The sequence below is a fragment of the SAR86 cluster bacterium genome, assembly GCA_023703535.1.
Lineage (GTDB): Bacteria > Pseudomonadota > Gammaproteobacteria > Magnimaribacterales > TMED112 > TMED112.
The window spans coordinates 583,729-604,623 of record CP097967.1 but is presented as its reverse complement, the minus strand read 5'-3'; the positions used below and the strand labels follow the sequence as shown (position 1 = coordinate 604,623).

Here is a 20,895-nt window from a genome sequence, read left to right as displayed (position 1 = left end):
TAACCTAGTCGAAATGAGATTCCAAGGAACAAAAAACTATATTGCTACTGAAGACCTCAAATTAGCGGTTGATGCAGCTTTAAATCTAGAAAAGCCACTCCTAGTGAAAGGGGAGCCGGGTACAGGTAAAACAATGCTTGCAGTTGAAGTCGCTAAGTCACTTGGGTTAAGGCTTATTGAATGGCATATTAAATCTACAACCAAAGCTTCACAAGGTCTATACGAGTACGATGCAGTATCAAGATTGAGAGATTCACAGCTTGGAAATGAAAAAGTTAAAGATATTAAAAATTACATAAAAAAAGGCAAACTTTGGGATGCATTCGATTCCGATGAGCAGGTGGTTTTATTAGTTGATGAGGTTGATAAAGCCGACATCGAGTTTCCAAATGATCTTCTACAAGAGTTAGATAGAATGGAATTTTATTGCTACGAATTAGATAAAACAATAAAAGCTAAGAAACGTCCGCTTGTAATTATCACTTCTAACAATGAGAAAGATTTACCTGATGCTTTTTTAAGAAGATGTTTTTTCCATTTTATTGCTTTTCCTGATAGAGCAGTTCTTGAAAGTATCATTAATGTACATATTCCTAAGATCAAGAAGAACCTTCTTAAGAAATCTCTCGATATGTTTTTTGATGTTAGGAAAGTACCAGGCTTAAAGAAAAAGCCTACAACATCTGAATTAATAGACTGGTTAAAACTCATTGTTTCTGATGATCTAGCCCAAGAATTAATTGCGAAAAAAGATAAAGAACTTTTACCTCCACTTTATGGAGCTCTTCTTAAAAATGAGCAGGATGTCGAACTCTTACAGAGATTGGCATTTATGACAAGAAGAGAATCATAATGTTAATAAATCTTTTTAGCACAGTAAGAAATTATGGCGTTCCTGCTACTTTAAAAGAATTTTTAGACCTTCTGAAAGCATTGGATAAAAACTTAGCCTTCGCTGATTGGGATGATTTTTACTATCTCTCTCGAACAATTTTAGTTAAAGACGAAAAATATTTTGACAAGTTTGATAGAGCTTTTGACATCTTTTTCAAAGGTGTAGAGAACCTCGATGATATTTTTAAAATGATGATTCCTGATGATTGGCTTAGAAAGCAGTTTGAAAAAGAACTTACTGAGGAGGAGCTTAAAAAAATAAAAGATTTAGGCGGACTGGAGAATCTAATGAAAGAATTCAAAAAACGACTAGAAGAGCAAGAGAAGCATCATCATGGTGGTTCAAAATGGATTGGGACAGCCGGGACTTCTCCTTTCGGGAACGATGGTCATCATCCTAATGGTATTAGGGTAGGTGGTAAATCAAATAAAGGAATGGCAGCCAAAGTATGGGAAGCAAGAGACTTTAAAAATTTAGATGATTCCCTTCAGCTTGGTACAAGAAATATAAAAATTGCCTTAAGAAAGTTACGCAAAATGACAAGAAAAAGTGAAAACTTTGAATTTGATTTAGATACTACTATTAAAAGTACAGCAAAAAATGCGGGTTATTTAGAGCTTGAGTATATTCGTGAAAAAATGAACGACATTAACCTTATTGTATTCTTTGATGTTGGCGGCTCTATGGATCCTTTTGTAAAAGTTTGTGAAGAGCTCTTTTCTGCAGCCAAGTCTGAGTTTAAAAATCTTGAATATTATTATTTCCATAATTGCGTTTATGAATCTGTTTGGAAAGACAATTACAGAAGAAATGAAAATAGAATCAATACACAAAATATTCTTAATAAATTTGGAAAAAACCATAAAGTTATTTTTGTAGGTGACGCTAGCATGGCACCTTATGAACTGACAAATCCTGGAGGAAGTATTGAACACTGGAATAAAGAATCTGGAGAAAGTTGGATAAATAAAGTCACAGGCCATTTTTATAAAACAGCATGGTTAAATCCTGTTCATGAAGATCATTGGGATTACACTTCCACTATAAAAATGATAAATAACTTGATGGATCAAAAAATGTTCCCATTAACAATAAGCGGAATATCAAACGCAGTAAGTTATTTATCCAAGAAGCATTAATGAAAGCTCTAGAAATTAAAAACCTTAAAAAAACCTACAATAATGATGTAACAGCCTTAAAAGGAATAGATTTATCTGTTGAGAAGGGTGATTTTTTTGCACTTCTTGGTCCTAATGGAGCTGGTAAATCAACTACCATTGGTATCATTTCTTCTCTAGTGGTCAAAAATGAGGGTAGTTTAAAAATATGCGGTATTGATGTTGATGAAGACTTTAATTCAGCAAAACTAAAGTTGGGAGTCGTTAATCAAGAGTTTAACTTCTCACAGTTTGAAAAAGTCTTCGATATTATTGTTACTCAAGCAGGTTTTTATGGAGTTCCTTATAAAGTTGCTAAAGAACGTACAGAAAAATATCTAAAAAAACTTGGCCTTTGGGATAAAAAAGACGAACAAGCCAGAATGCTTTCTGGTGGACAAAAAAGAAGGGTCATGATTATTAAAGCACTTATTCATGAGCCAGAACTTCTTATTCTAGACGAACCAACAGCTGGTGTTGATATTGAGCTTAGAAGAATTCTTTGGGACTTTTTAAAAGAGATAAATAAAAAAGGCACTACAATAATTTTAACAACTCATTATCTTGAGGAAGCGGAAAGTCTGTGTAAAAAAATAGCCATCATAGATAATGGTGAAATCATAGAGAACACAACTATGAACAAACTTTTATCTAAATTAGATGATCAATTTTATGTAATAGAAACTTCCAATCATATTGAGGACAAATTTAAGTTAACTAATTTTTATTCTGAAAGAGAGGATGAAAATAAACTTGCTGTAAAAATTCCTAAAGATAAAACTTTAAATGATCTCTTTGCTGAGCAAGAAATTAAAAAATTAAAGATTACAAATATTAAAAACCAAACCAATAGACTAGAAGAACTATTTATAAGGCTGACTACTAAAAATGATTAATCTTAGAGCGTTAATTACACTTTCTAATTACCAAGTTAGGAGAATCTTTAGGATTTGGATTCAAACTATTGTCCCACCGGCAATTACTACAGCTTTGTATTTCTTAATTTTTGGTCAACTTATAGGTAGAAGAATAGGTGAGATGCCTGGCTATGAAGGCTTATCTTACATTGAATTTATGGTACCAGGTCTAATAATGCTTTCGGTTATAACCAACGCCTATGGCAATGTTGCTTCAGGTTTTTATGGTGCTAAATTTCAAAAAGCTTTAGAAGAGATAATAATTTCTCCTATGCCTAATTGGGCAGTATTACTTGGCTTTATTTCAGGAGGGATTGTTCGAGGATTTATTGTTGGGTTGGTAGTTATTTTTGTAAGCATATTCTTTGTTCAGATTACTATCGATAATCTTTTGCTCACAATCTTTTCAGTTTTTCTAACTTCACTTTTGTTTTCTGTTCTTGGTTTAATAAACGGCATTTTTGCGAAGAATTTCGATGATATAAGTATTGTGCCTACTTTCATACTGACACCACTCATCTATTTGGGAGGCATATTCTACTCAATTGAGATTCTCACATCTGAATGGCAATTTATCTCAAAACTTAATCCAATTCTCTACATTGTAAATTTCTTTAGATTTGCAATGTTAGGAAGCTCAGAAATAGACCCTATGCAAGGGTTTGTATTGATACTGTTCTTTACCTTTCTTTTCTCGGTAATTGCTTACACTTTGCTTGTTAGAGGTGTAGGAACAAAAGAATAATGAAAGGACCCCTTGGTAAAAAGGTAGCAGCTCCCAAAAAATTCGATCCAAAAGTATTATTTCCGATTTCAAGAACAGAACAACGTAAAGGAGTTTTTGAAAAGACAGATTTCAGTAAGATTAAGGGTGATGATGTTTGGAATATTCATGAGCTTCTTTGGATAGATAAGAAAAACAATTCTCACCATAACGAATTATCAATAAGCCTTAATTGCACCTCAAAAAATACTATTGAATCAAAATCAATGAAATTGTTTCTTGGTTCTTTAGTGCATAAGAAATTTGAGAATATTTCTGAAGTTAAAAACGTAATTAAACGTCATATTGAAGCTGTGACCAAATCAAAAATTAAGCTTGGCAAAATTTATACAAAACAAAATGCAAATGAATGTGAAATAAAAATTTCATCCAAAGTAAAACCTCTTAAAGAGTCTTCATATAAAGCTAGTAAAAGGAAAAACTTTAAGACTTATGTGTTCAAGGCATTTAGATCATTATGTCCTGTTACCAATCAGCCTGATATTGCTGATATCTACTTAGTTGCTGATTTAAATGCAAAGAATAAAAAAGATATATCAGAGTATCTTGGCAGTTTTTTTGAAAAAAATGGTTTCCATGAAAGATGCGTTGAAGAGATGTTCTTTGAATTAAAAAGAAAAAAATATCTTATCAAAAGCATTGAAGGATACTTTGAAAGAAGGGGAGGTATTGCAATTATCCCTAGACGTTATTCTGTTTGATATAATTCACAAACTCCGGAGAGATGGCAGAGTGGTCGATTGCGCTATCTTGGAAAGGTAGTGAGCGTTTATAGCGTTCCGAGGGTTCGAATCCCTCTCTCTCCGCCAGTTTTTCATTTAGATGTAATTGTGAAATATCGACATAAACCTTTATATTAAAATTATGTATTTTGTTTATGAGATTTTAATAACTACCTTAATAGTTACCTTTTTATTTTTTCTTTGGTATTTCATAGGTATAGGTTTAGAAAGATATTTCAATTATTTAAAAACAAAAGAAAAGGATTATGTAAGAAACAGACTTGCTGTTTTGGCTCTTTTTCTTGCAGGATTAGTTGCTAATTATATTGACTTTTTATTTGGTTTTACTGATCTTCTTCGACGTTAAATAGTTTGTTGTAAATGCTCCACTGATCATCAACCTTTATTAGTGATAAGGTATCGAGAAAAGTAATTCCTAAATATTTATCTCTAATTTTGACTGCAGCAGTGGTTCCTTCAACAACAGTTGAGAGTATTTCATATTCAACTTCAGCAGGTTCTTGGGCCGCGACAAATTCTGCAAAATCCTCAGTACTCATTTCTAAAAAATCGCCATGAAGATGGCCTACAACTTTCGCATTTGGATGAAATGCCTCTCTGACTTTATCTGCACTAGATTCTTTCATTGATTCAACGTATTTTTCGACTACTTTATTTACACTTTCTGAACAGCTCATAATTCTCCTAAAATATTAATATAAAGGATTATTTTGGTATTGGGAAAAATTTATTCTCTTGCTCAAAAGAATAAGCAGCATTAATTAAATTTGCCTCATCCCAAGCAGTGCCTAAAAATGAAACACCCACAGGTAAATCATTTACTAAATCTAGTGGGATAGTAATGTGCGGGTAGCCAGCAACAGCTGAGAGACCACCATTAGACCAAGAGATGCCGCCATCTCCTCTTGAATCACCATTTTCTAAATCTGTAAGCCAGCCAGGATTTCTTGTGAGGCCAATTATTACATCAAGATTATTAACCTTTAAAACACTATCAATTTGCGCTTTAGCCAGTCTGCCAATATCTTCACGTTCTTTTAAATACCTTTCTGTGTCTGTGGCTTTAAGACTCTCTAAAAATATCTCTTGTCCAAAATGTTTGAGCACTGTATCTGAGTTGGCTTCATTGAATGCAACTATATCTTCAAGAGTTTCATAAGGCAGGTCTCTACCTTTCAGATAATTCTTCATACCCACATTAAATTCATAGAGCAAGACATAAAATTCTTTCGCAGCTTTGTAGTCACTCGAGATATTAAATTCAACATCAACAATTACAGCACCTTTTGCCGCAAGTACTTTTTTAACTTTTTTAATTAATCCTTTTTCAATCTCTGATGACTCTGAAGAATTTAAAACACCAACTCTCTTGCCTTTTAAGTAGTTGGCATCTAAGTCAGTTAATTTCTCATAATCGTAATCTTGCGGAATCTTTGTGGTATAAGAATCTAGCGGATCTTTACCAGCTATAGCTTTTAAAACTTTAGCTGCATCCATGACGTTTTTAGCCATAGGTCCAGCAGTATCTTGAGTTTCTGAAATTGGTATTACACCAGTTCTACTTACTAATCCAACCGTTGGTTTGATGCCGACAACTCCGTTTACTGAAGCTGGGCAGGTGATTGACCCATTAGTCTCTGTTCCTATTGAAACAGGAACTAAACCTTGGGCAATAGCTGCCGCACTACCTGAACTCGAACCACAGGGATTGTATTTTAAGTTAAATGGATTATTGGTTTGGCCATTAATACTGGTCCAGCCACTGGTTGAAGGATTGCCTCGAAAGTTTGCCCACTCAGAAAGATTTGCTTTACCAAGAATAATGAAGCCTGACTCCCTTAGTTTACTTACTAATGGAGCGTCATTTTTAGGCAGGTTATTTTTAAATGCTAAAGAGCCTGCTGTATTAGCTATGCCTATTGAATCTATGTTGTCTTTTAAAAGAATTGGCACTCCATGAAATTCTTTTTCTACACCAGCAAAATATTCTTTTAGAATTTCTTGGTTTGAATATAAAGAAATAACAGAATTAACTTTCCGATCGTTCAGTCGGACTGACTTTACATATTCCTTAAAAAATTTTTCTTTATCTTGAGCCTCTCCGAGCTCGTCTAAAAAGCTATTAATATCATTATGACGAAAGTTTGCCTCTGCAATCATAAAAAAAGACAGTAAATAAATAAGATATACTTTCATTCTTCTAAAACATCCCTAAAATTAAGTTCTCATATAAAGGACTATCCTTTAAATATACACTACGAATTTAATAAATGAACCCAAAAGATTTTTTAATATTACTTATAGTCTCCTTCTTGTGGGGTGGCTCCTTTTTATTCATAAGGCTTCTTGTTCTTGAAGGAATGGAACCATTGGAGATTGTATCGATGAGAATGTTGCTTGCTTCAATATTTATACTGCCTTTTTTATTAAATAGATCAAAAAAACACTCATTTAAAGATCACAGTCTTTCTTTTCTTTTGATAGGAATTTTAAATACTGCGCTACCATTTACTTTATTTGCTTATGCATCATTGCAGCTTGGAGCAGGATCTCTATCGGTACTTCAAGCAACTGTTCCAATTCTTACTGCATTAATTCTTTTTTCTTTATTCAAAAATGAATTTTCAATTTCAAAACTTATAGGTGTTCTAATTGGTTTTGTTGGACTTTACGTTTTAGTTGGTCCTGGTAGTAATTTTGATTTGTTTTCATCTATATTATGTGTTGTAGCCTCTTTGTCGTACGCAGTTGCGGGAGTTTATCTAGCAAGAACGCCAAATAAGCTTAACAACACATACATAGGCATGGGCTCAATCATTATCGGAGCTATTATTCTTTCTCCATTCCTTTTTTATTATTTTCCAAATTATGCAAAACTTTCGGTAGAATCATGGCTTTATCTAATTGCTCTTGGTGTCGTAAATACTGCGTTAGCGTACGTATTATTTATTAAATTAATCAAAAGAATAGGACCTATAAATGCTTCATTTGTAACTTATCTTGTACCAATATCTAGCATTTCACTGGGAATAATATTCTTAGATGAGGAGTTTTTAATTAACACATTCATCGGTTCATTATTAATTTTTGTTGGGGTATTTTTTGCTAATAGAACCCAAAAAGACAAAAAAGCGGCTACATAGTACTTAAATAAAAGCTTATCTAAGTTTTCAAAATCTGTTGTACAAATTTAAAAATTGTGACAATATCGATGTATTAACTACTAAAATGAGGAATGACATGATAAAGAGGGAAGCCTTTGGGCTAATTTTATTGTTAACGTTGCTTCTTTCTTTTTCGCTAACAGCGCAAGAAGAATCCAACGAAGAGTTGGCTGAAGAAGCAGAAGAAGTTGTCGTAACAGGTTCTCGTATTAAAAGATCTAATTTTGAGACCAATGCTCCTGTTACTGTTATAAGTTCAGAAGAAATCCAGGCAAGAGGCTATACAAAAGCTGCAGAAGCTTTATTTGCTTTGCCTTTTGTGGCAGTTGGTGCCAGTAACTATGGAGATAGTGCCTATGATGGTTCAGAAGATATAGGACAAAACATCGGTGATAGTTTTGGCTTAGGTGCACAAAGAACATTAACTTTAGTTAATGGAAAGAGATTTGTTGCAGGTAACTCTGCAGCTGGTTCATTAGGTGCTGCTGTTGATACTAACAACATCCCCAATGCACTTATCGATAGAATCGAGGTGAAGTCTATTGGTGGTGCAGCTGTTTATGGAGCAGATGCGGTCGCTGGAGTAATAAACTACATACTCAAGGATGATTATGAGGGGTTTGAGTTCTCATATGATTACAATTCTATTCTTGCAGATTTTGAAGGTGCAGAAGAGGCCTTTAGAGGGTTAATGGGATTTAATTCTTTTGATGGAAAAGGTAACTTTGTTCTCTCTATGGAGATGACAAAGACTCCAAGAATTGATGAAACAATGTTGCCATTTAGACAAAACTATTTATATAGAACAACACTTGCCGATGCTGCTTATGCGGGACAAAGTGGTTTTTATGAGTCATACAGACTTTATGGTCTAAGTGCCATGGGTTTTGCATCTTGCGGAAGTACAGTTCTAGGCAACAGAGGAGTTGGCTTGTGCGATGATGGGCTAGCTTATCAATTTGATAACAGTGGAAATTTAACTCCTGGTGTACTGGGTGGTATTACAGGTAACGCCGTTTGGTCTGTTGGTGGTGACGGATTATATCTTGATAGATACGGCTCATTTTCAAATTCTTATGATAGATATAATGTTTCATCATTTTTTAATTATGATTTAGATTTCGCTGTCTTTAAGGCTGAAATTTACTCTTCTTCTTATGAGACATTTCCAACAGTTACTCAACCTCAATATCAAACAGGTTTATTTGGAGGCACATCACAACCACTATTTTTACCTCTCGACTATCCCTATTTCTCACAACAAGCAAGAGATCTAATCTCTACTTTAACAGTTGATGGTAATCCTGTAGAGGGTATGTATTTGCAATGGGCTCCAATTAGTTGGGTTCCAAGGCCTACAAACGATGCTTCTACTGATAGCTATAATTTCTCTTTCGAGGGAGTATTTGATGCATTTGGAAATTCTTATGATTGGGTAGCAGGCTATTCTTTTGGAAAATCAGAAATGCTTGCAACAGAAGTTGATTACATTGATGGACGATTTTTTGCTGCTGTTGACGTTGGAATCAATCCAGAGACAGGTCAAATTGATTGTAAGTTCAATTATGTAGAAAATTATACTAATACATTTATGGGCCCTATTCTCGGTAATGTAGCAATTGATAATGCATTGCTCTTAGGTTCTCCTGGTGATTGTGTGCCCGTCCAACCTTTTGGTGAGTATGAGCCAACTCAAGCACAACTTGACTATGTAACTGCAAATATATTTTCAAATAATAAGATTAACCAAATCGTAAGATTCGCAAACATTCAAGGGAAGCTATTTGATATCCCAGCGGGTGAAGTTCTTGGATTAGTCGGTTTCGAATCTAGAAAAGAAAGTGTTGATTATAAAGTTGATGGAGGATCAAAAGCTAACATTTATAGAGGAGGATATTCAGCAGATATAGCCGGTGCTTTTTCAACAACTGATACATTTGTTGAATTGGTGGTTCCATTGCTTGGCAACGGTTTCGGAGAATTATCAGTTGGAGGTTTTAGTCTGTTACAGGGAGCTGAATTAGAGTATTCATACAGAGAGCTTGATAATAGTCTTGCTGGTGTTGACTCAGCCGATAATATTGGACTTAACATAAGGGTTAATGACGATCTTAGATTAAGACTTAATCAACAAAAAGCTGTTAGAGCTCCGTCAATGGGAGAATTATTCCAACCGCAAGTCACAACAGGAACATTTGTGAGTGACCCATGTGACCAAAGTTTTATTGATTCAGGTCCAAATCCATCAGTGAGAAGAGCAAACTGTGAGGCGGATGCTGCGACATACGGAGTTGATATTTCAGCTTTTGAATCACTAGCAAAAAATGCATCAGTGCAAGGTTTAAGTGGTGGAAATGTAAATCTTAAGAATGAACTTGCAGATGCAGAGGGATTTGGAGTAATTTATCAACCAAGCTGGATACCTGGGGAGCTTTCACTTGCAATTGATAAAATTATTATTGATATTTCTGATGCAATTGTGGCTTATAGCCCAACACAAATTATGAATGCTTGTTATGACTCAACAGATTATCCTAACAATCAATTCTGTAATCAGTTCTTTAGAGGTCCTGATTTCCAACTTCTCAGAGGAGCTGGTGAAATTGCTTATATAGCAGGACAAGTTAATGCTGCGATATTTGAATATGAAGCAACAATTTCAGAGCTTAGCTATTCGAATTCAGTATCAGATTTTGTTAATTTTGCTTTTGGCTGGGCAGGAGCTGACTTGGCTGACGGATACGGAGATTTTAATGTAAACATGAAACATATTTACAACGAAAAAGATCTTTTCTCAGCAACTGGTACAGATATTAATGATAATACCGGTGAATTTGGTGCAAACGCTCGAAATAGTTTTTATACACAAATCGCTCACTCTTATGGCTCATTTCTTTCTTATATAGATATCTTTTATCATGGAGAAGGGAAATTCGATAATGACTGGGATTATGACGAGCAACCTGATAGATTTGTATATGCAGCAACAGGAGCTTTTCAGCCAAATCATATACCTGGGTGGTACATGGTAAATGCTGGATTAAACGTTGATATGAGTGAATTCGGCTTTGACGGCTTAACACTAAGAGCAAGAGTAAATAACTTGCTTGATTGGGAAGCAACAAATGTATGGCACAGAAACCAGCTCAGAGAGGGCGGTGTTGCTGGAGACTATGGATTTGCAAATGCTGAAGGTGGAGTCATAGGACAAAGATTATCTTTTGGCTTTAACTATTCTTATTAGTAGATGAATTAGCATTTAAAAAAAGGACCCTTTGTGGGTCCTTTTTTTATGAAAGGGGAGATTATGAAGCAAAAAATAATAATTTTATTTCTATTATCGTTTACAGTAACTGCAAAAAATTTAGTTCCTGAAGATTATTGGAATATACAGAAAGTTGCCAATCCACAAGTCAATAGTAGCGGCAATGTAGTAGCATTTTTAAAAACTTATATAGATAAGAAAAATGACGAATTTGAAAGTGAAATTTGGGTCATGAATTCTGATGGAACAAATAAAAGCTTTTTTGCCAAAGGTTCAAATTTTAAATGGTCAAATAAAGGTAATACTTTGGCTTATTTGAAAGAAGATGAAAATGAAATCAATCAAATTTTCATCAAATCAATGGATAGTCGTACAGAATCAAAAATATCAAATTTTGATAGGGATATAGAAGATTTTGCATGGTCTAAAAATGACAAATTTTTTGCCTTTTCTTCATTTAACGAATATGACGATGATTGGGTTGTAGAGATTCCAGGTAAGAATGATAATGAGGATTATAATTGGACGGAAGATCCTAAGGTCGTTAAAACTCTGCATTGGAGATATGATGGTGAAGGAGAATTAGAGAGCGGAGAAAATCATCTTTATAAAATAAGTGTCGATGGTGGGTCTGCTGCAAAAATATCAGATTGGGGATTGGACTACATATCAGATCTTCAGTTCAAAAATGAAAATACCTTAATATTTGCCGGAAACGCATTACTTGACGATTTTCTTACTCCATGGAAACAATCTGAAATTTTCGAACTCAATATTGAGAAAAAGAAATTAACAAAATTATCACCAGATGGAGGTGTCTTTACAAGCCCAAAAATATCCCCGGATGGAGATTTGGTTGCATTTATTGGAAATCCAAACAGAGATTTTTCTTCTGTAGCTTTTAACATCTACACAGTTAAAAACAACAGAACTAAAATTCATACAAAAAATTTAAGTGCTTCGCCTGAAAATCTTTTTTGGTTATCTAAAACAAAATTAGCATTTGAAGTCGATGAAAGAGGTTCGGCTAATATTAAAATTTTAGATATTCAAAGATCATCCGTTTCTAATGTTTTAAATAAATTTAAAGATCAATTTTATTTAACATCGACAAATGAAAATAAACTTTTTGGAGTTTATGCCACATCATCAAGGCCTGGTGAATTAGCAACAATAGAGGAAGGAAAGATTAAAGTTTTATCAGAATTTAATGAAATAGTTCTATCTCAATATTCGTTAGGTAAAACTAATGAAATAAACTATCAGGCACCTGATGGTACTGATGTTCAAGGTTGGTATATTGTTCCTCCAGACTTTGATAAAAATAAGAAATATCCTCTAGTTTTAATTATTCATGGAGGCCCGCATGCAATGTATAGGCCTCAATTTAATTATCTATGGCACCAATTTGCTAGTGATGGTTATGTTGTTCTATACACAAATCCACGAGGAAGTACTGGTTATGGCAGTGATTTTGCGAATGTCATTGATAATGACTATCCAGGACAAGGAGATCTATCTGATTTATTAGCTGGAGTTGACCATGTCACTGATCTTGGTTTTATTGATGAAGATAACATGTATGTTCAAGGTTGTAGTGGGGGAGGTGTTCTTACAGCTTGGGTTGTAGGACATGATGATAGATTTGCAGCCGCAGCATCACTTTGTCCAGTTACAAACTGGATTTCTATGGTTGGCACAACAGACATACCGGCTTGGACATTTGAATGGTTTGATGTTCCTTTTTGGGAGGATCCAAAGAATTGGCTTGATAGATCACCAATCATGCGAACAGGTTATATAAAAACTCCTACTTTGTTTATGACAGGGGTATTGGATATCCGAACCCCTATGCCACAAACAGAAGAAATGTATGTAGCATTAAAAGAGGCAGGAGTAGATACAGTTTTAGTAAGAATGAATGGTGAGTGGCATGGTACTGGAAGAAGAAAGCCGACAAATTGGTTTAGAACTTATAAATATTTATCAGAGTGGTACGAAAAATATAGAAAATAACTAATTTTTTTACAAATACATTAAATATACATAAAAATTTATATATAAACGTTGTTAAGCCTCTAAAAATGTGTCAATATGGGGACATAACTAAGATTTATAGTCTTCTATAACTTTATGTAGGATTCTTTAACTTAATTAATCTTTAAGTTCATCTGGTTTATACAATCACAAAATAATTATTACCCCTATTGATTGTAGTTTAGTTAAAAGGCCCCTAGGGGCCTTTTGCTTTTAAATGGTGCGCTTGGGAAGATTCGAACTCCCGACCCTCTGGTTCGAAGCCAGATGCTCTATCCAGCTGAGCTACAAGCGCATTTGCTTATGTTAATTAAAAAAATTAGTACTGAAAAGGCATCTATTAATAACCAGAGGCTTGGCCATCTTTTCTACTTTCAGAGGCTCCGTAATAAACATCATCAATCAACATAATTGCTTGATAACCGCCATAACCTCCTTTTTCATCTTTTAGTGTATGACCCAGTTTAGATAGCTGATTCCTTATATCTGTTGAAAACCCGGATTCAAGTGTCAGATAACCACCATCTTCCATTACTTCTCCTGTTGGCTCTGAGGAACCCATGTGACGTATACGTGGAGCATCACCAGCTTCTTGTAAATTCATATCGAAATCTATTAAATTAATTACAATTTGAGCATGGCCTTGAGGTTGCATAGCGCCTCCCATTAAACCAAAACTTATGTATGGTTCATTATCTTTAGTAATGAAAGCTGGAATTATTGTATGAAAAGGCCGTTTACCACCTATTAATGAATTTTTATGGTTTGGATCCATGCTAAACATTTCACCTCTATCTTGAAGCATGAACCCAGAGTTATCAGGAACTATACCAGAACCCATCCCCCTGTAATTACTTTGTATTAATGAAACCATATTTCCATACTTGTCAGCAACAGTTAGATAAATTGTATCGCCATCCTCTAATCCAGCATCAAACCTTTTTGCTGCATTATTCATATTTATTAATTTATTTCTTTCCAAAGCATATTCTTTTGAAATAAGTTTTGTGGTTGGAATAGAAGAAAAATTTGAATCAGCATAATATTTTGCCCTGTCTTCGAAGGCTAGTTTTTTAGCCTCAACAAATAAGTGGACATATTCAGCTGAATCAAATCCCATTTTTCTTACATCATAATTTTCTAAAATATTGAGTATTTGCAAGGCTGCAATTCCTTGACCATTAGGAGGCAATTCCCAGACATCATAACCTCTATAATTTGTCGAAACAGGCTCTACCCATTCTGGAGAAAAATTTCTTAAATCACTCAGACTCATAGGGTTGCCGTTCTCATTGAGGATTTTAATAATTTCAGCTGCTGTAGAACCCTCATAAAATGATTGTCCATTCGTCTTGGCTATAGCTTGATATGTTTTAGCTAGAAGTGGATTTTTAAAAATTTCACCTTTCTTTGGAGTGGCACCACTAGGCATCCATACAGAGCTAAAATTCTCATAATCTTTAAATACAGAACTTGATCTTTCAAGGTAATATGCAATTAATTCTGTCACAGGAAAACCATTATTTGCATAATCTATTGCATTGTTGAATAGATTTTCAAATGGTAGTTTCCCAAATTTGTCATGTAATGCTGACCATCCTGCCACAGCACCAGGAACAGTAACTGGAAGTGCCCCATAAGCAGGTATTTTTTCAAAACCTTGTTGTTTAACATAATCAATACTCATTTTCTTTGAGGCTGGACCTGATGAATTAAGCCCATAAAGTTGATTTGTTTTTTCATCCCACACAATTGCAAAAAGATCTCCGCCAATTCCACAACCTGTTGGCTCAACTAAACCAAGAACAGCATTTGCTGCGATAGCAGCATCAATAGCATTTCCTCCTGACTTTAAGACATCAATAGCAGTTTGAGTAGCAAGTGGATGACTGGTCGCAGCCATACCATTTTGACCTATAACTTCGGATCTAGTTGCAAAAGGAAGGCCTGTAATTCTGTCATAAGCAAACAATTCATTGAAAAGCAGTAGTGATATAAATATTAATTTTTTCATAACCTTTAAAATTTGGTGCGCCTGGAAAGATTCGAACTCCCGACATCTTGGTCCGTAGCCAAGCGCTCTATCCAGCTGAGCTACAGGCGCACATTTAAATTATAATAATGTTTTGTTTTTTTATCTGTAATTATGAGCATTAACATTTATGGAGCAGGTATAGCTGGATTATCACTAGCAGCTTCTTTATCAGAAAATCATTTTGAGAATTATAAAATATTTGAAAAAGCATCTGATATTAGAAAATCTGAAACTGCAATACAATTAGGTTTTAACTGTTTTCAAGCCTTAAAAGATTTAGGTGTTTTAGAGCTAGTAAAAAATAGATCAATTCTGACGAATTCATTGAATATCTACAGTAAGAATAATTTTTTAAAAAAAACTAATATAAAGGGCTCTCTATTTATTAAAAGAAATGATCTGATAGAAATTCTACTTTCTAAAATTGATTCAAAAAAAATAGTTTTTAATCAAAAATTTAACGATAAAAAAACTTTCAAAACAGATTTAAATATCGATGCTACAGGTGGTCGAGATGGTGTGGATAGTGGAAGAATAGCCTCATGGGGAGTCACTAACATATCAGCCAATCATGACAAAATGTTTAAGGAATTAAATCTTTTTATGTTCCCAGGAATGCATTTAGTCACCTATCCACTGCCAGATAACCAGTTATCATGGACTTATATAAGAAAATCAAATAACAAAAAAAATAATAATATTGTCAAAGATATTTTGCATCCTATTGATGACAGAAATTTTGAAGCTTTAATAAGCAAAACAATCAGACTTCATTTTAAAAATAAATGTGACTATCTCAATGGCAATAAAAAAGTACTAGAGATTGGTGATGCAGCACATCAATTTTTACCACACCTTGCACAAGGAGCGACACAAAGTTTAATAGATGGATTATTTATTTCTAAATATCTTATTAAAAATAATTTTGATGAATATATAGACAACCAAAAATTCTCTGATTTTTCTAGAAGAAGATTGAAATTGCTAAACAAAATTAATTTTCAATCACGAATTAATGCTGATGTATTTCAAATAGAGAATCAATTTATCAGTAGTATCAGAGATTTTGTTATTAGATTTAATACTCCAAGCTATAATTGGCTTTTCAATAGTTATTATGAAGCTTAGTGTAAATTTAAATAAAATATCACTCCTTAGAGAATCTAGGGGAGGGGTTTTACCTTCGTTTTATGATTTTGCAAAACTAGCTTTAGATCAAAACATTGTTGGCATAACTTTACATCCTAGACCTGATCAAAGACATATTATCGAAGACGATATCAAAACAGCATTTGAACTTATTAAGCAGTACAAAAAAGAGCTTAATATTGAGGGAAATCCTGTTGAAAGTGCAATTAATAACTACAAGGGATATTTAACACTTATTAAGCAATATAAGCCTCATCAAGCAACTTTAGTACCAGATAGTAGTTCGCAGCTTACATCAGATCATGGATGGGATATTTCACACTCAAAACAACTTATAGATTTCGCTACAGAAATCAGAGAATCATCAAATATATGTAGTATTTTTATTGATACAGACATTACTGAGAAGGAACTTGAATTAATCTTAAATACAAATATTAATGCTATAGAGCTTTATACAGGACCTTATGCTGAAGCCTGTTTATCAGAAAGTAAATCAGAAATAGCAAACGAAATTTCAAAAATTCGAATTCTAGCAGAGAGTGCAAAAGAAAAAGGATTAAAAATTAATGCTGGACACGATTTAAATACAAAGAATTTACCTGCATTACGAAAATTAGATTTAATAGATGAGGTGTCAATTGGACATGCTATTATTTGCGAGTCCTTATCAAAAGGATTTGAAAAAACTGTTAATGAATATATAGATATATGTAATGGATAAAGTAATCAAAGAAATTAAAGAACAAATTTCATCAAATCAAATTTTACTTTTTATGAAAGGAACTCCTTATCAACCACAATGTGGGTTCTCTGCAAAAGTATCTCAAATTTTATTTGAATATGATGTAGAGTTCAGTTTTATAGACGTGCTTGAGTTTCCTGATGTAAGGGCAAACTTACCGTCGATATCAGATTGGCCTACATTTCCACAGCTTTTCGTAAAAGGCGAGTTAGTTGGCGGTTGCGATATAATTACCGAGCTTCACGAAAATAAACAGCTTAGCGAGATTCTTAATTAAGCTGAAATTAAACTCTGCAAGAAGTTTTCATTTCCTACACGTTGAACAAGTTCAAGTTGAGTTTCTAAATGGTCGACATGTTCTTCTTCGCTTTCAAGGATTGATTTTAACAAGTCTCTAGACACAAAATCTTTAACACTTTCACAAAGAATTATTGCCTCTTTTAGATCAGGGATAGCCTCGTTCTCAAGTTTTAAATCGTTATTCAAAACTTCGATTGGATCTTCAGCAATATACAAGGCACCTAAGTCCTGTAAGTTTGGTAAACCTTCTAAAAATAATATTCTCTGTATTAATTGGTCAGCATGTTTCATTTCATCCATTGACTCACCATACTCATATTCAGCAAACTTATTGAAACCCCAATCGGATAGCATTCTAGAATGTAAAAAGTATTGGTTTATTGCTCGTAATTCGTTGTAAAGAATTTTATTTAGATGTTGTATAACTTTATCATTTCCTTGCATAGTGAATTTATATGCTTTGTAAGAATAAAAATCAAGAGAGTAGAGGTATTTTGCTAATGAGAAGCATTATCAATACTAGAATGATTTTTTAAAGTGAGATTTTTTTAGTAGATTTTCGACCGACGGTTTGCACTTTCCACATTTTAAAGAAAAGCCTAACTTTTTTTGTGAAACATCGTAATCGCAAGAGTTTTTTGTGTAGCAGTCTTTTAACTGGCTTTCTGTAATTTTTTTACATATGCAAACGTACATGTGTAAATGATAATGAGAACGAGTCTCATTAGCAATATGCTAAAGAAAAATATTAGGTATTTTTTAAACCAAGTTTTTCGTGGATAGATGTGCTTGATGTTGTGTAACCGAATGGAACTCTTTCACCAGGATTTATTCGCGTAAAAGCTTTTTGAACAGCAAGTGTTGTTTCATGGAAGCCAGATAGAATTAAGTTCAATTTTCCTGGGTAGGTATTTATATCTCCAACTGCAAAGATTCCTTCCTGGTTAGTCTCAAAATTTTCTGTATTAACAAGGATCTTGTTTTTTTCCACATCTAAGTTCCAATCAAGAATAGGGCCCAATTTTTTATTTAAACCATAAAAAAATAATATTTTTTCAGTTTCTATAGAATGAACTTCCTTAGTTTCAGTATTAAGTAAAGATAAAGACTCCACTGTTTTATCTCCTTGAATTGATTGAAGTATATAAGGAGTTAATAATTTAATTTTTCCGTCTTGATGTAATTTTCTTACTTTTTTTTCACTATCAGGCGCACCCCTGAATGCATCTCTTCTATGAATTAATATCAGTTCTTTACAAATTTTGCTTAATTCGATTGTCCAATCTAGAGCACTATCTCCACCTCCAAAAATTGTTATACACTTATCTTTGAGCTCATTTTTATCCTTAACTGAATAAAAAATATCTTGTCCTTCAAAATTAGAAAAATCACTTTGAAGATTTGGTTTAATTGGTTCAAACGATCCTGCCCCTGCAGCAATAAATATATTCTTTGATTCAATTTTATTATTTTCTGAAGTTTTAACTTCCCATGAATCACCAACATTTCTTATTTCATCAACTCTTTGATTAAGTAATAGTTTGTAGTCAAAAGGTTCAATTTGTTTGAGCAGAGCATCAACATGTTCCTGACCTGTTTGAAAGGGAACTCCAGGGATATCATAAATAGGCTTATCTGGGTATAACTCCGCACATTGACCTCCAGGTTTATCAAGGTTGTCTATGAGCACACAATTTAATCCAAGTATTCCAGCCTCAAATACTGTGAATAGACCAACAGGTCCAGCTCCTATAACAATTATATCTGTCTTCACTTAACTCTATCTCCTGGCTTCGATCCTTCCTCAGGACAAACAAGAAAAACATCTTTTCCACCTTCACCAGATGCTAAGATCATCCCTTCTGATATTCCAAAACGCATTTTTCTTGGTTTAAGATTATTAACAACAACTACAAGCTTATTGGTAAGGTCCTCCAACGCATAGGCGTCTTTTATACCAGCAAAAACCCTTTTTTCTCCCAATTCACCAACATCAAGAATTAACTCAACTAGCTTGTCAGCATCAGGCACCTCGTGTGCCTCTTTTATTTTGGCAACTCTGAGGTCTACATTGATAAATTCTTCTATATTTATTTCACTCATTATTGTCTAATATTCCCTCAAAATTGTCTTTTTCAAGCCTTTTTAATAGCGGTTTAAATTCATTTACATTATTAAGAGAGTCCTCACAAAGATTTGAATAGTTCTGTTTATTAATGTTTAGTAATGAGAATATCTTATCAGCCGTTGTAGGTATTATTGCTGATATTAAAATATTTAAGTCTTTAAAAACATTTAATGCTTCACTGCATACAGAAATGCATTCATCAATTTGTTCGTTTTTTGCTTTATTCCAGGGCTCTTCGTTTGATATGTAAGTATTAGTACTATCAGCAATATCCATAATTTCTTTTAATGCTTTTGAGTATTCTTTTTCTGATAAGTAAACAATTACTTGATCATATTTATTTCTAAATGATGCAGTAAGGGTATTACAACCTTTTTTTACATGTGAATTGTTAAATTTATTTATGAAATTTAATGTTCTGCTTGGAATATTGATATATTTTCCAATTAAATCACTGTTTATTTTTTGTATAAAGTCATCTATTGAAAAATTAATATCAGATATATCTCTGTTAAGTTTTGAAGAAAAATAATATCTAAAGAAATCTGCTTCAGCATAATTTAAAGCATCATCAGCCAAGATAAAGTTGCCTTTAGATTTTGACATCTTTTCTCCTTCAACAGTAAGGAAACCATGCACGTATACTTCATTAGGTATTGGAAAGTTAGCTGCTTTTAATGTTGCAGGCCAGAATAGTAAATGAAAATAGACAATGTCTTTACCAATAAAATGAACTATCTTCGAATCATTAATAAAATCATTAAAATCTATATCGTTACTATCACACCAGTTTTTTATAGATGATAGATAACCAATAGGTGCATCTAACCAAACATATAAATATTTTGAGTCTTCATTTGGAATTTTAAAACCAAAATATGGTTCATCTCTTGAGATGTCCCAATCTTTTAAACCTGAATCAAACCATTCTTTAAGCTTTTCTTTGATAGGATCCTGATTTGAGATTTCAGAGACTGTTTCATTAAGAAATTCTTTAAAATTATTAAGTTTAAAAAAGTAATGTTTTGATTTTTTTATTACAGGTTTTGAATTAGAAAGAGTAGAGTAAGGATTTTTAAGATCAAGAGCATCATAGGTTTTTCCACAAACTTCGCAGGCATCACCATATTGATCTTTTGCTCCACAAGATGGACATTCACCTTTAACAAATCTATCAGATAAGAAGATATTTTTTTGTTCATCGAATAGCTGCTCAATTTCTTTTGTATAAATATCACCTTTTTCATAAGCAGAATTAAAAAAATGTTCTGTAAGCTCTTTATTCTCTTTGCTGTGAGTTGTATGAAAATTATTCAAATCAACGTTATAACTCTTATAGGTATCTGAATGAAGTTTTTTATATTTTTTAGATAATTCCTCAGGAGTAGTATTAAGTTCTTGTGCTTTAAGCATAATTGGAGTTCCATGAGTGTCACTTGCACAATAATAGAAAACCTCATTTCCAGCCAATTTTAACGAACGTACCCACACATCTGTTTGAACTATTTCAAGCACATGTCCAATATGCAACGGAGCGTTGGCATAAGGTAAGGCGCTAGTTATTAAATATCTCATG

The 20,895-nt window shown here is 33.3% G+C and carries 19 protein-coding genes and 3 tRNA genes; 13 read left to right on the top strand and 9 right to left on the bottom strand.

Going from position 1 to position 20,895, the window contains the following annotated elements:
• Window positions 1-13 precede the first annotated feature (13 nt).
• The 7 genes from M9B42_03225 to M9B42_03195 all read left to right on the top strand — a co-directional run bounded on the left by M9B42_03225 (window position 14) and on the right by M9B42_03195 (window position 4,842).
• Window positions 14-853 carry a MoxR family ATPase gene (locus M9B42_03225; GenBank protein URQ63798.1) on the top strand — a complete coding sequence of 280 codons (840 nt, stop codon included), beginning with the start codon at window positions 14-16 and terminating at the stop codon, window positions 851-853.
• Window positions 853-2,034, top strand: coding sequence for a VWA domain-containing protein (locus tag M9B42_03220; protein ID URQ63797.1), 1,182 nt, complete (start codon window positions 853-855; stop codon window positions 2,032-2,034). Before M9B42_03225 ends, M9B42_03220 begins: the two co-directional genes overlap by 1 nt.
• Window positions 2,034-2,948 (top strand): ABC transporter ATP-binding protein, encoded by a 915-nt coding sequence (locus tag M9B42_03215; GenBank protein URQ63796.1) that lies wholly within the window; start codon window positions 2,034-2,036, stop codon window positions 2,946-2,948. Before M9B42_03220 ends, M9B42_03215 begins: the two co-directional genes overlap by 1 nt.
• Window positions 2,941-3,714 (top strand): ABC transporter permease, encoded by a 774-nt coding sequence (locus M9B42_03210; GenBank protein URQ63795.1) that lies wholly within the window; start codon window positions 2,941-2,943, stop codon window positions 3,712-3,714. The genes M9B42_03215 and M9B42_03210 overlap by 8 nt, the downstream gene beginning before the upstream one ends.
• Entirely contained in the window at window positions 3,714-4,454 is a 741-nt protein-coding gene (locus M9B42_03205) for a hypothetical protein (GenBank protein URQ63794.1), read from the top strand. Before M9B42_03210 ends, M9B42_03205 begins: the two co-directional genes overlap by 1 nt.
• 17 nt (window positions 4,455-4,471) lie before the next feature.
• Window positions 4,472-4,562 (top strand) — tRNA-Ser (locus tag M9B42_03200).
• Between the two features lie 55 nt (window positions 4,563-4,617).
• The gene (locus M9B42_03195; GenBank protein URQ63793.1) at window positions 4,618-4,842 is read left to right on the top strand and encodes a hypothetical protein; all 225 of its coding nucleotides are present in this window, start codon (window positions 4,618-4,620) and stop codon (window positions 4,840-4,842) included.
• On the opposite strand, the gene M9B42_03190 is transcribed toward M9B42_03195, so the two are convergent.
• Together M9B42_03190 and M9B42_03185 are read right to left on the bottom strand one after the other, a co-directional pair.
• Window positions 4,820-5,173: a nuclear transport factor 2 family protein gene (locus tag M9B42_03190; protein URQ63792.1), complete on the bottom strand. Its 354-nt coding sequence runs from the start codon at window positions 5,171-5,173 to the stop codon at window positions 4,820-4,822. The genes M9B42_03195 and M9B42_03190 overlap by 23 nt on opposite strands.
• A 28-nt stretch (window positions 5,174-5,201) precedes the next feature.
• Entirely contained in the window at window positions 5,202-6,692 is a 1,491-nt protein-coding gene (locus tag M9B42_03185) for an amidase family protein (GenBank protein URQ63791.1), read from the bottom strand.
• Window positions 6,693-6,766: 74 nt separating this feature from the next.
• Between M9B42_03185 and M9B42_03180 the strand changes: the two genes are divergently transcribed.
• The 3 genes from M9B42_03180 (at window position 6,767) to M9B42_03170 (ending at window position 12,941) form a co-directional block, all read left to right on the top strand.
• Complete coding sequence (locus M9B42_03180) at window positions 6,767-7,639, top strand: DMT family transporter (GenBank protein URQ63790.1); 873 nt, start codon at window positions 6,767-6,769, stop codon at window positions 7,637-7,639.
• 139 nt (window positions 7,640-7,778) lie between these two features.
• Complete coding sequence (locus M9B42_03175; GenBank protein URQ63789.1) at window positions 7,779-10,904, top strand: TonB-dependent receptor plug domain-containing protein; 3,126 nt, start codon at window positions 7,779-7,781, stop codon at window positions 10,902-10,904.
• Window positions 10,905-10,967: 63 nt separating this feature from the next.
• Window positions 10,968-12,941: a S9 family peptidase gene (locus tag M9B42_03170; protein URQ63788.1), complete on the top strand. Its 1,974-nt coding sequence runs from the start codon at window positions 10,968-10,970 to the stop codon at window positions 12,939-12,941.
• 239 nt (window positions 12,942-13,180) lie between these two features.
• Here M9B42_03170 and M9B42_03165 read toward each other — a convergent pair.
• The 3 genes from M9B42_03165 to M9B42_03155 form a co-directional block, all read right to left on the bottom strand.
• Window positions 13,181-13,257 (bottom strand) — tRNA-Arg (locus M9B42_03165).
• A 45-nt stretch (window positions 13,258-13,302) separates the two neighbouring features.
• Window positions 13,303-14,976 (bottom strand): gamma-glutamyltransferase, encoded by a 1,674-nt coding sequence (gene ggt, locus M9B42_03160; protein URQ63787.1) that lies wholly within the window; start codon window positions 14,974-14,976, stop codon window positions 13,303-13,305.
• A gap of 13 nt (window positions 14,977-14,989) precedes the next feature.
• Window positions 14,990-15,066: transfer RNA gene (locus tag M9B42_03155), tRNA-Arg, on the bottom strand.
• Between the two features lie 42 nt (window positions 15,067-15,108).
• Between M9B42_03155 and M9B42_03150 the strand changes: the two genes are divergently transcribed.
• From M9B42_03150 to grxD, 3 genes are read left to right on the top strand one after another with little or no spacing between them, the layout of a single operon-like run.
• Complete coding sequence (locus M9B42_03150) at window positions 15,109-16,125, top strand: hypothetical protein (protein URQ63786.1); 1,017 nt, start codon at window positions 15,109-15,111, stop codon at window positions 16,123-16,125.
• Window positions 16,115-16,870, top strand: coding sequence for a pyridoxine 5'-phosphate synthase (locus tag M9B42_03145; protein URQ63785.1), 756 nt, complete (start codon window positions 16,115-16,117; stop codon window positions 16,868-16,870). The genes M9B42_03150 and M9B42_03145 overlap by 11 nt, the downstream gene beginning before the upstream one ends.
• The gene (grxD, locus tag M9B42_03140; GenBank protein URQ63784.1) at window positions 16,863-17,168 is read left to right on the top strand and encodes a Grx4 family monothiol glutaredoxin; all 306 of its coding nucleotides are present in this window, start codon (window positions 16,863-16,865) and stop codon (window positions 17,166-17,168) included. Before M9B42_03145 ends, grxD begins: the two co-directional genes overlap by 8 nt.
• Here grxD and bfr read toward each other — a convergent pair.
• The 4 genes from bfr to metG (M9B42_03120) all read right to left on the bottom strand — a co-directional run bounded on the left by bfr (window position 17,165) and on the right by metG (M9B42_03120) (window position 20,894).
• A complete protein-coding gene (gene bfr / locus M9B42_03135; GenBank protein URQ63783.1) occupies window positions 17,165-17,635 on the bottom strand; it encodes a bacterioferritin in 471 nt (156 codons plus the stop codon). The genes grxD and bfr overlap by 4 nt on opposite strands.
• Window positions 17,636-17,939: 304 nt before the next feature.
• Window positions 17,940-18,965, bottom strand: coding sequence for an NAD(P)/FAD-dependent oxidoreductase (locus M9B42_03130; protein URQ63782.1), 1,026 nt, complete (start codon window positions 18,963-18,965; stop codon window positions 17,940-17,942).
• Entirely contained in the window at window positions 18,962-19,294 is a 333-nt protein-coding gene (gene metG / locus M9B42_03125) for a methionine--tRNA ligase subunit beta (GenBank protein URQ63781.1), read from the bottom strand. The genes M9B42_03130 and metG (M9B42_03125) overlap by 4 nt, the downstream gene beginning before the upstream one ends.
• Entirely contained in the window at window positions 19,287-20,894 is a 1,608-nt protein-coding gene (metG, locus tag M9B42_03120; GenBank protein ID URQ63780.1) for a methionine--tRNA ligase, read from the bottom strand. Before metG (M9B42_03120) ends, metG (M9B42_03125) begins: the two co-directional genes overlap by 8 nt.
• Between the last annotated feature and the right edge of the window lies 1 nt (window position 20,895).